Annotated in this window: 15 protein-coding genes and 1 pseudogene; 6 read left to right on the top strand and 10 right to left on the bottom strand. The window is 67.6% G+C overall.

The window, feature by feature from the left end; all coding sequences use genetic code 11:
* The first annotated feature begins 265 nt into the window (after positions 1 to 265).
* Together FHR32_RS47630 and FHR32_RS42760 are read left to right on the top strand one after the other, a co-directional pair.
* Positions 266 to 1341, top strand: a protein-coding gene (locus FHR32_RS47630) for an IS630 family transposase (protein ID WP_425584274.1) whose coding sequence is annotated in 2 segments (ribosomal slippage) — positions 266 to 809 and positions 809 to 1341 — 1077 coding nt in all. Because the reading frame shifts where the segments join, the coding sequence is not laid out codon by codon here.
* 102 nt (positions 1342 to 1443) lie between these two features.
* Positions 1444 to 2844, top strand: coding sequence for an IS701 family transposase (locus tag FHR32_RS42760; protein WP_221465207.1), 1401 nt, complete (start codon positions 1444 to 1446; stop codon positions 2842 to 2844).
* Positions 2845 to 3104: 260 nt separating this feature from the next.
* Here the strand turns inward: FHR32_RS42760 and FHR32_RS01435 are convergent, their stop codons facing one another.
* The 6 genes and pseudogenes from FHR32_RS01435 to FHR32_RS01410 all read right to left on the bottom strand — a co-directional run bounded on the left by FHR32_RS01435 (position 3105) and on the right by FHR32_RS01410 (position 6238).
* On the bottom strand, positions 3105 to 3359 hold the full coding sequence (locus tag FHR32_RS01435; RefSeq protein WP_184752271.1) for a hypothetical protein: 255 nt from the start codon (positions 3357 to 3359) through the stop codon (positions 3105 to 3107).
* A 4-nt stretch (positions 3360 to 3363) separates the two neighbouring features.
* On the bottom strand, positions 3364 to 3837 hold the full coding sequence (locus FHR32_RS01430) for a hypothetical protein (RefSeq protein WP_184752269.1): 474 nt from the start codon (positions 3835 to 3837) through the stop codon (positions 3364 to 3366).
* Positions 3838 to 3949: 112 nt separating this feature from the next.
* Positions 3950 to 4783: a peptidoglycan recognition protein family protein gene (locus tag FHR32_RS01425; RefSeq protein WP_184752267.1), complete on the bottom strand. Its 834-nt coding sequence runs from the start codon at positions 4781 to 4783 to the stop codon at positions 3950 to 3952.
* A gap of 24 nt (positions 4784 to 4807) precedes the next feature.
* Entirely contained in the window at positions 4808 to 5119 is a 312-nt protein-coding gene (locus tag FHR32_RS01420; RefSeq protein ID WP_184752265.1) for a hypothetical protein, read from the bottom strand.
* The gene (locus FHR32_RS01415) at positions 5119 to 5256 is read right to left on the bottom strand and encodes a hypothetical protein (RefSeq protein ID WP_184752263.1); all 138 of its coding nucleotides are present in this window, start codon (positions 5254 to 5256) and stop codon (positions 5119 to 5121) included. The genes FHR32_RS01420 and FHR32_RS01415 overlap by 1 nt, the downstream gene beginning before the upstream one ends.
* A 267-nt stretch (positions 5257 to 5523) precedes the next feature.
* Positions 5524 to 6238 (bottom strand): annotated as a pseudogene (locus FHR32_RS01410) (transposase family protein).
* 949 nt (positions 6239 to 7187) lie between these two features.
* Here FHR32_RS01410 and FHR32_RS01405 point away from each other — a divergent pair.
* The 3 genes from FHR32_RS01405 to FHR32_RS01395 all read left to right on the top strand — a co-directional run bounded on the left by FHR32_RS01405 (position 7188) and on the right by FHR32_RS01395 (position 9689).
* Positions 7188 to 7721: a hypothetical protein gene (locus FHR32_RS01405; RefSeq protein WP_184752260.1), complete on the top strand. Its 534-nt coding sequence runs from the start codon at positions 7188 to 7190 to the stop codon at positions 7719 to 7721.
* An 18-nt stretch (positions 7722 to 7739) separates the two neighbouring features.
* Positions 7740 to 8759, top strand: coding sequence for a COG1361 family protein (locus FHR32_RS01400; RefSeq protein WP_184752258.1), 1020 nt, complete (start codon positions 7740 to 7742; stop codon positions 8757 to 8759).
* A gap of 768 nt (positions 8760 to 9527) precedes the next feature.
* Positions 9528 to 9689, top strand: coding sequence for a reverse transcriptase N-terminal domain-containing protein (locus FHR32_RS01395; protein ID WP_184752256.1), 162 nt, complete (start codon positions 9528 to 9530; stop codon positions 9687 to 9689).
* Positions 9690 to 10066: 377 nt separating this feature from the next.
* On the opposite strand, the gene FHR32_RS01390 is transcribed toward FHR32_RS01395, so the two are convergent.
* From FHR32_RS01390 to FHR32_RS01375, 4 genes are all read right to left on the bottom strand, one after another.
* A complete protein-coding gene (locus tag FHR32_RS01390) occupies positions 10067 to 10240 on the bottom strand; it encodes a hypothetical protein (protein ID WP_184752254.1) in 174 nt (57 codons plus the stop codon).
* A complete protein-coding gene (locus FHR32_RS01385) occupies positions 10218 to 10643 on the bottom strand; it encodes a helix-turn-helix domain-containing protein (protein ID WP_184752252.1) in 426 nt (141 codons plus the stop codon). Before FHR32_RS01385 ends, FHR32_RS01390 begins: the two co-directional genes overlap by 23 nt.
* Before the next feature lie 144 nt (positions 10644 to 10787).
* A complete protein-coding gene (locus FHR32_RS01380) occupies positions 10788 to 11147 on the bottom strand; it encodes an ASCH domain-containing protein (protein WP_184752250.1) in 360 nt (119 codons plus the stop codon).
* Positions 11144 to 12568 carry a helix-turn-helix domain-containing protein gene (locus tag FHR32_RS01375; protein WP_184752248.1) on the bottom strand — a complete coding sequence of 475 codons (1425 nt, stop codon included), beginning with the start codon at positions 12566 to 12568 and terminating at the stop codon, positions 11144 to 11146. The genes FHR32_RS01380 and FHR32_RS01375 overlap by 4 nt, the downstream gene beginning before the upstream one ends.
* Positions 12569 to 12776: 208 nt before the next feature.
* On the opposite strand from FHR32_RS01375, the gene FHR32_RS01370 reads away from it, so the two are divergent.
* A complete protein-coding gene (locus FHR32_RS01370) occupies positions 12777 to 12917 on the top strand; it encodes an albusnodin family lasso peptide (RefSeq protein WP_184752245.1) in 141 nt (46 codons plus the stop codon).
* The last annotated feature ends 48 nt before the right edge of the window (positions 12918 to 12965 follow it).

Here is a 12965-nt window from a genome sequence, read left to right as displayed (position 1 = left end):
GCGATGTCCTGAGCAAATGGGGTGGTGAGACGACGGAATCTCTCGCTCTTGAGGAGCTCTTGCAGGCTATCTATCCGCTGGTCATCTACCTTGTTCGGCTTGGAATTGTCTGAGCCAGACAGTTTGTCTGGAGAATTGTTGTCTTCGGTCACGCCGAAAGGGCGTAGTGTCCGAAAAGCCGGGACAGTACTGATCAAGAAGTGCGGGCGTGACACAGGTCTGACCACTTATCAGGCACTGTTTTCCCAGGTGACATCCTTGAAGGATGAGGTATTCAGACAGAAGCGGGGGACTGTCTGCGGCCGAGCGGGCCCGGCGTGAGGCGCTGAGGTTCCGGGCGGCGGACATGTTCGCCGGAGGGATCAAACCGCCGTGGGCGGCCCAACTGCTGGGAATCACCCGTAAGTCGGCCTATGAGTGGTACGCCGTCTGGTTGAAGGGCGGCAAAGCCGCGCTGGTCTCCAAGGGCGCCGCCGGAGCCGGCTGCAAGCTGACCGCTGACCAGGTGGAGCGGCTGAAGGCCGAACTGGATCGGGGCGCCGCCGCGCACGGCTGGGACGATCAGCGCTGGACGGCCGCCCGGGTCGCCACCGTGATCGCCGAAAGGTTCCACATCCACTACACCGCACGCGGGGTGGCCTACCTGCTCCAGCGGCTGGGCTGGTCCTTCCAGGTCCCCGTGCATCACGCCACCAAGCGCGATGAGGAGCAGATCCAGCACTGGAAGAGGTGGACGTGGCCCGCTTTAAAAGAACGCGGGCGGCCTGGAGTTCCTGGCTCTGCTTCGCCGATGAGTCCGGCCAGAGCCTGAGGCCGCCCAAAGGGCGTACCTGGGCCCGCCGGGGCCACACCCCGGTCCTGACGGTGTCCTACGGCGGACAAGGACGGGTCTCGATCGCCGGGCTGGTCTGCGTCAAGCCCGGGATGCGTACCCGGCTGATCTATCGCACCCTCACCTATCACCGGCGCAAGGGCGAGCCCAAGGGGTTTGGCGTCGAGCAGTTCAAGGCCCTGCTGCACGCCGCGCACGCCCAGCTCGGCGGCCCGATCTCGCTGGTGTGGGACAGTCTGCCCGAACACCTCTGCGCCCGGATGCGCGACTGGATCACCGAGCAGGAGGACTGGCTGGTGGTCTACCGGTTCCCGGCGTATGCGCCTGAGCTGAACCCTGCGGAGGGCCTCTGGGCCAACCTGCGCGGCACGCTGCTCAACTTCGCCGTTCGCGGCATCGACCAACTGACTGTCCTGATCAGGCACGGGCTGAAACGGATGCAGTACCAGCCCGGCCTGCTGGACGGGTTCATCGCCGAGACCGGCCTCGTCCTCTTCGACCCACCGTAGTAACGCCCAGCTTTCATGCTCAGTACCGGTGGTTCGTTGGATCAAGAATGATGCCGGGTATCGCCTTATTAATGCTCGTTCGAGCGTTTCAGGGGGTGGGTGATGACCGCTCGTCTGCCGTGCCCGGTGGCGCCTGGTCCGCTGGAAGAGTACGCGGCGTGTTTCGATGATCTGTTCTCCGCGCTCGGGCAGCGGCGCGGGTTTCGCGAGTATCTGGCCGGGCTGTTGCTGCCTCGCGAGCGCAACAAGACGCTGACCTGCCTGGCCGGGGCCGAACCCGTGGTGGGAATCAATGATCCGGCGGTGCAGCGGCTGCAGTACTTCCTGTCGGAATCGGTGTGGAACCCCGAGGCGGTCAACGACCGGCGGGTGGCGTTACTGCGGGCCGATCCGGCGGTTGCGCCGCACCGGGGCGGGGTGTTGGTGATCGACGACAGCGGCGACCGCAAAGACGGGCACGCCACCGATCACGTGTCCCGTCAGTGGCTGGGCCGGCTCGGTAAGACCGACAACGGGATCGTCACCGTCACCACTTTATGGGCTGATGAGCGGCTGTATGTGCCGCTGCACGCCCAGCCGTACACGGCGGCGTGTCGCCTGCCGGGCGGCACGGCGGATCCGAACTTCGCCACCAAACCGAAGATCGCCGCACGGTTGGTGGCCAAGGCGCTGGAGGCCCAGATCCCCTTCACCGCGGTGGTGGCCGACTGTGCCTACGGCGACAATGACGACTACCGCCGCGAGCTACGGCAGCTGGGGCTGGCGTATGTGCTGGCGCTCAAGCGGCGCAAGGGCCTGTGGGCGCCCGCCTCCGCCGATCACACCCCGGTCGAGGCCGCCTGTGCCCTGGTCTGGGGCGGGCCGGAGCATCCCGGCGACTGGACGCGTGTGCAGCGCCGTTTCCGTGACGGCCACACCGAGATCTGGTGGGCGGCTGATGCCTCCTTGGGTCCGTGGGGTCCCGATGAGCCCTACCGGCTGGTGATCGCCACCACCGATCCGGCGATGCTGCCGGATGCGAGCACCTGGTATCTGACCACCAACCTGCGCCGTCCCGGCGGCTACGCCGCCGACTCCCCGCACCCGCCGGCCGACCTCGCGCACATCGTGCGTCTGTACGCGCTGAGATCATGGATCGAGCAGGGCTACAAGCAGGTCAAAGACGAGCTCGGCTGGGCCGATTTCCAGGTCCGTTCCTCCCTGGCGATCCGCCGTCACCAGACGCTGGTGATGGCCGCGTTCTGCTTTTGCTGGCACACCTGGCTGGCCGGAAGCGGCCTGCCCGATGGCGCCGTGGGTCCGGGCGATGAACCGCTCCCCTCACCGGGTGAGAATCATTCCAACGGTGGCCAGACCGTCGAGGATCGGGGGGAAAATCAGCTCCGACACCCAGCTCAGGCCGTCTTGGCCGTCAGCGCTGCGCCACGTGCGCGGCTGGCTCACCCCTTGGACACGGCTCCAGCGCTACTGGCGTGCCTGGTCCAACGCGCCCCCGCCCCCTGAGCTCCAGCGTCTACTCGCTACCGTCGGAGCCGGACATGCCCTCAACCTCTACGTCCGGATTTAACAGACCACCGGTATGTGTTTGCAGACTTGCCGAACTGGTCATCACACAGCAGGGCAGCACTCCGAGGACGACGAAGAGCCCCGCCCCGTGTCCGGCGCGAGGCTCTCCCCGCCGATCCCGATCACTATCCCTCGCGCACAAGGCTACAGGTCATGGGCCTGCGCACCTATGGGACAAACCCGGGCGTATGCCCTGATCACATGGGGTAAGGCGGGCGGACAGCCGATGGTCCCGCCGGACCGGCGTCCGTGCGCAGCCACTCGGGCAGCAGCCGCTGGACGCTGGGCAGCGCCATCACCCGGGCGAACCCGCCGGCCACGGCCAGGGAGCCCGCGACCCAGGGCAGTGCCTCCGGGATGCCGGACGCCTGCACGATCATCGGCAGCGCCACAGCGACACCGACAGCGGTTTGCAGGACCGTCCGCGCGGCCCTCTTGTTCGCGTCCTTCATCGGACTACTCACTGACGACGTCGCCGGCGACGAGCTTGATCGTGGCGGTGCCCGCCGGCACCACGTCGATCGCCTCGGTGACCTCCAGGCCGAGCGACGAGATCCGCGCGGTCAGCACGGCCGAGCCCGGGGCGCCGGACACGACCTCGCACGAACGGGTGTCTTCGGAGACTTTGAGGGTGATGATGGTCGGCTCGTTGGTCACCCATTCGATCGACTCGACCGTGTCGAAGCCGCTCGCGTCCTCGGTGTCTGCGGTGTAGCTGACCTTCTGGCCGGTGGTGATCTGCACGATGGTGCCTTCCTGTTGAGCGGTTGAGCCCTCATCGGTGATGGGGCCGGGGGCGAGGGATAGGCGGGTGGTGCCGCCGAGCCAGGCGGCGAGCACGTCGGCGGTGCGGCGGAGCTCGTCGAGGCCGACGGGCTGGCCGTGCACCTTGAGGGCGGCTTCCAGCGCCGCCATGCGGATCAGGTTCACGGGGGTCCTCGTTTCGTAGTTGATCACCTCATCTGAGGTCGCAAATGTGGAACCGGCAGCCACGGAGAGGACCAGGGGTCACGGAAGGGCTGGCCGGCGGTAGCGGCCCGGGTCAGGTGGCGGGTGCGTCCGGAACGTCGAGGCGGACCGTGATGCCCTCGATCGCCGCCTCGATCCGAGCGACGAGCGCCTCGACGTCGATCTCGTCGTCGCGCTGGGCGAGCGCCGCGGCGAGCTCGCGGATCGCGGCCGTCTGCCCGTCGAGCTTCGCGCCGTGCAGGGCGACCGTCTCGCGGATGTCCTTCGCCCACTTGGCGGCGTTGACCAGGATGTTCCCGGCCTGCCACTCCGGGTTCTCCGGGCTGCCGAACGGAACCTTCAGCTCGTGCTGCCACAGCTCTTTGGCGCTCACGTCGTCGTCCTCTCCTGCGATGAGCCGAGCCACGACGGCCCGGAAGTCGTTCATGTCGATCGAGTGCGGGTCGGACTTGAAGGCGTTGACCTCCTTGTGGCCCTTCACAGCGGAGGCCCAAAGCCCGAACTCCCGGCACAGCTCGGCGCACAGCCGCTGGTAGGCGTCCACCTGGTCGCCTGGCCACGGCTGGCGGCCGTCGTTCTCCGCCTCGATGCCGAGCGAGTTGGAGTTGGTGTGCAGGTCCGATGTGCTGGGCGCGTTGTGCCAGCACCGGCCCGCAGCGATCACGTAGATCCGTCCGTCGCGGCCGAGCCCGAAGTGCGACAGCGGCCCCGCCAGGTCCGCTCGCCCGGAACGCACCACTGCCAGGGACGGGTAGTCGCCTCCAGCGGCCGGACCGGCTGTGTGGTGGCACACGATCCCGCGGACAGCCGGCTGCGGGCCATGGCCGCGCTGCTGCCAACCGGGGACCTCGGTGACGGGGTAGCCGGTACGGCGGGCGGCGATGGCGAGCTGCGTCAGATACGGCATGGCACCTCCAAGGGGATGGGGAAGTCAGGCAAGTTCGTTCTCTTCCTCGGGCGCGAGGCCTGCGTTGACGAGCTGCCGTGTCAGGCGGTTGACCCTGCGCTGCAGGGTGTGGATCTGCTCGGCCTGCCGGTTGATCTCGGCCTGCATCCGCTGCTGCGATCCGACGTCGAAGGCCTCGGCGCGGCGGTAGGTGCCGTCCTCGGCGGCCAGGCGTGCCTCCCGGGCCTCCCGTTCCTCCCTGTCCTGGCTGGCCTGATGCGTCTGCCGGGCGGTGTAAATCGTTGAGAGCAGCCCCAGGATTGCGCCCACCAGGCCGACGACGAGACCGGCATCCATCACCGCTCCTTGGGCGGTTCTGGCCAGCGCGACAGGCGCAGCACGAGGCCGGCGACGACGACCTGAATGATCACCGACCAGTACGCCTGCGCGATCGCACCTTGCAGACCGCCCATCAGGTAGATGACGGCCCACACCACCAGGAGCCCGGCGAGGGCGGAGAAGGGTGTGGCTCTCCTAGAGGGATTGCGATCCCTACTGTTGACCTGGGATTCTGTTGATTTGGCTGAGATCGCGGCACGTCTACCGCTACGTTCTGCGTTCAGGAGGTCACGATGGGGCCGCTGCTGGGTCGGCTGGAGGGACGCGAGCGAGCCGCGCGGGAACGCGTGGAGCACCTGCAGGCGGAGATCTTGCGGCTGAGAGCCTGCTGATGAAGGTTTAAGAGTGCCCGGCAATAGGGATCACTTCAGTCGCTTGGTCGTCGGGCGGATGTCCCAGCGATAACGCTTGCGGGCGCGTTGGATGAGCTGACGTACGGTGACGAGCGCGGCGGCCAGGTACAGGTAGAAGTCCACGATCTGGCCGTCGCGGTCGGTGCAGCGGCGGATTCTCCCGTACCCGTTCATCCAGGAGTTCGTTCGCTCGACCACCCAGCGCTTACCGACCTGGATCGGCGCGGGCACGCCCTTGCGGGAGATCTCACCGGTAACCCCGGCTCTTCCAGTACGGCACGGCTCGGCGCGTTGTCATAGGCCGCGTCCAGATGCGCGATCACGCCGTCCGGCATGGCTTTGACCTGTGTCAACGCCGCGTCCAGGGTGGGGCCCAGGAGCGGGGGGTCATGCCGGTTGGCCGGGGCGGAGACGATGCCCAGCGGGATGCCGCCGCCCTCGGTGGCGGTGGAGCGCTTCAGCCCGCCACCCCCGCGTGCGCCCATTGTCTGAGACGGCGTCTGATCGTCCGATCCGAGCAGGCTGCCGTCGCGATCCGTTCGTATCCCGATCCATGGACCAGGTCATCGATGACGTGCTCGAAAACCACGCGGTCGGGGATCCGGCGTCGATGGCAGCCCAGCGGGTGATCTGGGTGGAATTCGGGGCGGTCCCCGCCGATCACGGCGTGGAATTCGACCCAGACGGGTTCCAGTAGGCATGATGGCACGGCAGGCGCGGACACCTCGGTGATCACTGAGCGTAGAGAACTCCATGATCACCCCGTCCGTGCCTGTTCGCATCTCACCTCGACCCGCAGGCGAACCGCCGTCCCTATTGCCGGGCGCTCTAACTGTCGCCAGTTCGCATCCGATGCAATTGGCGGCGCTTGTAGTACTGGCCGTAAATCCAGCGAAACTGTCTCTGACCTGCGACGTGCCCACAACAGGCCGGGCGGGTGAGCCTGAACCGTCTTTCTGGAAGTGAAGGTCAGGCACTACTGCGTTGGATCCACGGCCAGTACTACCGGGACCCCTTGTAGACGCAGATACGCCATCAGAAACAAAACGGAAAACAGCCCTGGGTGCCTGTCTGATCACTCTATGCTGCGGCCTGCCGGAAGGGGCGACCCTCGGGGGGATGACAAGGTCTCTGTCCGGGGGCGCCCCGGCCGCACTTGAGGAGCCGGCCAAGGCGCCCCCATCTGCGACGACGGCCAATCGCATGCGGGAGGCGGTGGGCGGTCAAGGCCGACCGGTTTGGCACCTGTCTCGGTGTGCTCACCACTACCGGCCCCGACGGCTACACCCTGCCTCAGGCCCGGCTGATCCTTGCGCATGGCTACTGCTAGTGCACCGACCTGCGACCCAGCCATCAGGCCGGTAGTGAGGCCCTCCACTCGGGCCCGCGCTCTCAGCCCCAGAGCGGCGACGAGTAACCGCTCGCCGTGGGACGTGTCTTCGGGTAAGGGTGCATGGTCGTGGGTTCATTGCCGGAGTCTGCGGCTTTCGGCATGTCATTGCCATGAAACGGTATTTCGGCGTATGTGCGCGTCGCGCCCTCGATCTTGAAGCAGATACGAAGAGTTATCTTCTGCTACGAGGCGTAGCGGCATGCCAGTGTGCTTGATCTCTTGAGACAAGTGTTCGAGCTGCGCATCGCCTCTCACATCCGCGTGAACATTGGACCAAAAGATGCGTAAACCCTTCCTTAGGCTCGCTGCCGTTGCAGCTGCCGGTCTCGGCCTGGTCGCAGCGACCGCGCTGCCCGCCCTGGCTGTGGACACCGTCGTCACGTTCTCGATCACGACCGCCGGCATCACGATCAGCGCGCCGGGGTCGGCGAGCCTGGGCTCGGTGGCATCCGGTGCCGCCAGCGTTTCGGGGCAGATCGGCCCTGTCACGGTGACCGACGATCGCGGCACCTTGAACGGTTCCTGGAACGCGACCGTCATCTCCACCGACTTCACCACCGGCGGGGCCACGGGGCCCGAGACCATCCCGAACATCAACGTCACCTACGCCCCGGGACCGGCCACCGCCACGACCGGCACCGGAACCTTCACACCCGGCCCCGGCGGCATCATCAACGTGCCGCGCGTCGCGTTCACCGGTACCGAGCTCGTCGGTGACAACACCGCTACCTGGAATCCGACGCTCACCGTGACGATTCCTTCCGCGACCGTCGCGGGAACATACTCCGGCACCGTCACCCACTCGGTCGGCTGACCGAAGCCGGCGACAATCGTGCGTCTTCGTACCATCGTTGCCGGGCTGCTGGTGGCCGGGGCTCTCGCCCCGGTCACCGGCACGCTCGACAGGTCTGCGCTGGCAGCGGCCTCATCGTCTGCTCGCGGCATCGGGATCCGCCTGCTGGAGGCACCGGTCTCAGCGCGAGCCGACATGCGGGCCTGGGCCTACATCATCGATCACCTCCCGCCGGGTTCGGTCATCCACCGGCGGGTCGAGGTGTTCAACACGACCGGCTCACCTAAGGTTGTTTCGCTCTATGCGGCCGCGGCGCAGATCCGCGACCGGAAATTCCAGTTCGCCGACGGCCATACTCCCAATGAGCTGTCCACCTGGACCACCCTGAGTCAGCATGAGGTGACCCTGGCCCCGCACGCCCGCTCGGCAGCCACCGCGACCATCACCGTGCCGGACAAGGCTGCCCCCGGAGAGCGCTACGCCGTGATCTGGGCCGAGACGGCCAAGGCCGCGCCGCCCGGTGGAGGCGTCGCCGAGGTCAACCGCGTCGGTATCCGGCTCTACCTGGACGTCGGCCGCGGCAACCCGCCACCGTCGGACTTCACCATCGACTCACTGACGGCCCAACGCTCACCAGACGGCCGGCAGGCCGTCCTGGCGCAGGTGCACAACACCGGAGGCCGCGCCCTCGACCTCAGCGGCGACCTGAAACTGACCAACAGCTCCGGAAGCCTGACCGCCGGCCCGTTCAAGGTCCAAACGGGCACAACCCTTGCTCCCGGCGACGCCGGACCCGTCACCGCCACCCTCACCGAGCAGGTGCCCAACGGGCCCTGGCGCGCCCGTATCCGCCTGGAAAGTGGGCTGACGAAACGCACCGCCGAAGCGACCATCCAGTTCCCCGCGACCGGGACAGCACAAGCGGTCACAGCGGAAATGGACACCGGCTACTACCCCATGGTCGCGCTGGTCGGCGTCGTCCTCGCCGCACTCGCGGCGATCACGTTCCTGCTGATCCAGCGGAAACGCCGTTCGCGCCGAGAACCGGGCAACGCTTGAGATGTCCGTGGAGCGACCGGGAATGTCGACGAAACCCGCGAACCTGAAACGCGACCCTTCGTTGCTTGGGCCTGGTGACGCGGACCCTTGCGACATGAGGTCGCACGCGCTGAGCGATTGCGTTGAAGGAGGCTCGATGTTGTCGAGAACGTAATCCAGGTCGGTGTTCGAGACCTGTCCTCGCCCTGACGTGCGTCGCGGGTAACTGCGGGGCGCGGAGCTCAGGGGAAAGCCCAAGGGCTGCCGATCCGTCCGGGAGCTACAGGTGAGAGGAAGGCTGGATGGGGCGAACAACCGTGAATTCTCGCTGATGCTTCGTTACGTCAACGTCCCGGGACGGGAAGTAGAACCGGGATGTCGGGGACCGGCCGTTGAGAGGCGGCAGGCGGCGGCCAGGGAGGGTCTCCGGCCGTGTGAGCACCGCCGTCCCCGGAGTACAGCGGACGCCCGGCCCCAGCCGCGTCTCGCGCGTGCGGAACATGGAAAACCCGTCGGAGTCCACGACCAGGTTGTTTCTGGGGGTGGTAGGCCGATCGTAAGGAGAGCTGAACTCTGCGGCGGGAACAGGATGCCCAGCAAGCGAACGCCGGTGGTCGAAAGGCAGCAGGAAATCGGGACAGCTCGGCCGCTCCTCCAGCGGCGGTCCCGCATGACTGGCCGGATACCGGGCGCAGTGCCCGGTCCCGAAAGGGAGCTGACGTGGGCAGGTGAGCCTTTGACGACGAAGCGCCGGCTTGCGCTGGAACCGAGGGGCAAGTTGGACGCCACATGGTGAACGGACCTGAGGGCTCGCTCTGCATGGACGCCGATCGATGGGAACGCATCGATTGGCGTGCGCAAGAAGAGCAGGTACGGCGGATGCGGAGCAGGATCTTCAAGGCGGTTCAGGAGGGTGACCGGCCCAAGGCCAGGAACCTGCAGCGAACCTGAACCGCCCTCCGTCGGACGTCTGTGAGCGCGGTCCCGCCCCCGACCCCTCCGGCGAGGGCGGGAACCACTTGCCTCGCGTGCCGCTGTTCAACACGGAGGCAAACCCAGGACCTCGGCGCCTGGGGTCCTGCACCCGGCCGTCGCGCACCCGGAGGCACGACAGCCGGGCTGTCTAGTGGAATCCGACCGTATGCGTACCGATGGCCGCCGGCTGGCGGGGCCGGGGCTCGTGTCGGCCGGCTGCTTATGTATGCAACGGCGCCGCTGTTCAGCCGACCCGTGGCCCAAGGCCTCGTAGAGGGTGTGGTCGGCCCGCGGTATGACGAGCAAGCCTTGGCCGCAGTGGAGGTATAGAGGATCCACGCGCTGTCCGTCGATCATGATGGCGTCTCGACTGCCCGCAGGAGCGCTGCCAGGCCGTCCGGCGTCCCCGCCTCCAGCGCCGGGGTGCCCGGCAGGTCGACAGTCGCGGGAGCCGCACAGAACCGGTCGGTGCCGGCGAACCGCAGGATCGTCCACCGGGGGAAGTCACGGCGCAGTTTCAGCGTCACCGATGAGGTTGGGCAGCGCCCGCATCAGGATGGAGTACTTGTTGGGGGAGCTGTACCACGCCTCACGGGCGGCGGTGACACGCTCGGCCACCTGCTCGACGTCCGGCGGTTCCAGGTCGGTCACCAGCGTTCTGTACGTGAACAGCGCCCGCTCGATGTCGGCGACCTGGGGACGTCCGGGCTCATGTGAGTCACGGGGACTCTCGCCTAAGAGCACTGCGGTACGAACTCCAAGGACTGCGGAGATCTGCCGCAGTAACGGGAGAGAGGGAGTCCGTTTTCCCTGCTCGATCAGTTCGATGTGACGGGTCGTGCAGCCGGACCGGGTGGCCAGGCCCGTGGTGCTCATGCCTTGGCGTTCGCGCTGGCACTTGATCATGTGACCCGTGCTAGCGTCGTTCATAGGCCCTGCACCTTCCTGAGCGTCTCGACAACCTCAGACTACGGTGCGGGGTCTTTGCTGTGCAGGGAAGTCACCCGTGGAATGGGATCTACAACGGGAAGAAGCCCCCGCCGATCGGCAGGGGCTCCCTCAATGCGGCGTCGGCTACTGCTCGACGCGCTCGATCCCGATGGCCAGAACTCCGAGAGCCTCTTTCTCGGGCCCGTAGATGCGGCGGGTGTTGGCCAACTGCTCCTCACGAGGGCTGTCAGGGTTGACCCGGCTGGGGCCTTCGCTGTCGAGCATCTCCTCGAAGGAGGAGTAGCGGGCGACACGCGTGACCTGAACCAGGCACTCATCCGTATCGCAGGCGAAGCGGATGTACTGGCCGGCGGCGAGGTTACGCAGGTTGGGGTACTGCACGCGGACCTCGATCGCCTTGCGGCCGGAGGCCACCAGGTCGAAATACCTCCGGTAGAGGTTCATATGGCGGGTGCCAGGCGGGTGATCGGCTTTCTCTCTCATGCGGTGATACCGCGGCCGTGGATGTCGATAGGCGGCGGAAGAGTCCGCACTCGCTCATGCAGGTCGCGCACCGAGGCGATGTCCGCGCCCCCCAACGCCGTGACAAGGACCCGGAGCCGGTCGCGGGCAGTTGACCGCAGCCGGTCCGCTGGGATGCGCTCAAGCACGTCAAGGGCTCGGAAGGCGGCATCCTCCGGACGCGCAGGCGCCTCGGCCTGAGCGAGGACGAGCGTCGCGGCGGCCCATCCCGGGGTGTGTGGCACGCAGCCCGTGGCGGACGCTTCAGCGCGGGCGACGGCCCGGTCGGTGTGGCCGAGGGCGAGCCACGCCTCGGACTCGTGCAAGTCCAGTTCGGGCGCGTCGAAGCCGAACCGGCCCGGGGCGCCGCCGGCGGAGTCCGCGGCGAGGGCACTGGTCGCCTCGCTGAGCGCGCGTTCAGCGTCGGCCGCCTGGCCGGCCTGGGCGAGGGACGGCAGCACCGCCCAGCCGAGCAGTTGAGCCCGAACCAGCGGCGTCGGGGCGCGCTCAGCGCCGACCTGCGCGTAGGTCAGGGCGGCGGGCAGGTCGTGGCGGTGCCGGGCGACCATGCTCTGTGCTCCAAGCGTCCACGCGACGAGCCGGTCATCACCGACACGGTCGCCAAAGGACGCGGCGACGGCAAGGTGGGCGCGGGCCCCGCTGCGGTCTGCGAGGTGGAACGCGAGGTTGCCGAGCAACGCTGACAGCCATCCGGCCGCGCGGCGCAGCTCAACTCCAGTCACACCGTCCGCGGGTGCGGCCAGGGCTTCGCCGAGCAGGCCGCGGGCGGCGTGCACCTCATCGAACAGCACGCTGGGGGCGTGGCGGGAGTAGTTGAGCGCGTAGTGCTCAACGGCCGCCTCGGCGAGCTCCACCACCAATGGGCTGCCGTGTGGGGCATCCAGCAGGGCCAGACGCAGAGACTCGCGGACGGCGGGCAGTCCACTGGCTGTGGTCATGAGCTCAACTCCTGGCAGCAGGACCGGCGCCCACTCGGGGTGGGCCTCGTACGGGTGACCGTACCGAACCTCGCTATACCCACACACACACCGCCGCCTCAAACCGAGCTGGTCCAAGTGCGCCCCATACGCGCGGGCGAGCATCGTCGCGTACTCCGGGCCCGGCCGATCAGGGCCATGCTCGAAGCGGCACAGCATCGCTTCCGACAGGGCCGGCGGCTTCAGCCCGTCGGCGAGATAGACGTCGGCGACCTGGGCGACGGCCTGAGTGCGAGACCAGCCCAGAGCCAACCGCCACGCCTCCAACGGCGACAGCTCCGGGAGGTTACTGCGCAGCGCGGTGACGATCCGCTCCAGGGGGAAGCCTTCCCGCTGCCCGCGCATACGAATGGTCGTCGCCTCGCGTTGGATCTGCGCGCGTCTGGACCTGGCGATCTGCCACATGGGGTCGCACCTCCACCGTCGCGAGTGCCCCCGAGATGCACGGTAACCGAACCCGTACTTATCGCACAGGGCATGACCGTGTCATTGACAGCATGCCCTCAATGGGTGGCGTCCGCTCCCGCAATGACGGGATGAGGGCCTGTCGGTCACGGTGAGAACCACCCCCCGGAACCCCGGGGACAGACCACTCGCAGAGGGATGAGGATCCATGGAATCGCACCTCACCAGCACCACGCCGGACGCCCCCGCCGCTGACGAGCTCGCGTTGATCGGCATCGGTGACGTGGCCGCCCTCACCGAGGGACAGGGCAAGGGATCGGCGGAGGACAAGCGCCGCGCCTACAACTGACCCGCCTCATGAGCTGCCCCGTTCCCCGCCCTGGGGGGCGGGGCAGCC

This window comes from Streptosporangium album (assembly GCF_014203795.1).
Classification (GTDB): domain Bacteria; phylum Actinomycetota; class Actinomycetes; order Streptosporangiales; family Streptosporangiaceae; genus Streptosporangium; species Streptosporangium album.
Note: the sequence above shows the minus strand (reverse complement) of the source record. Positions and strands in the feature narration are given on the sequence as shown.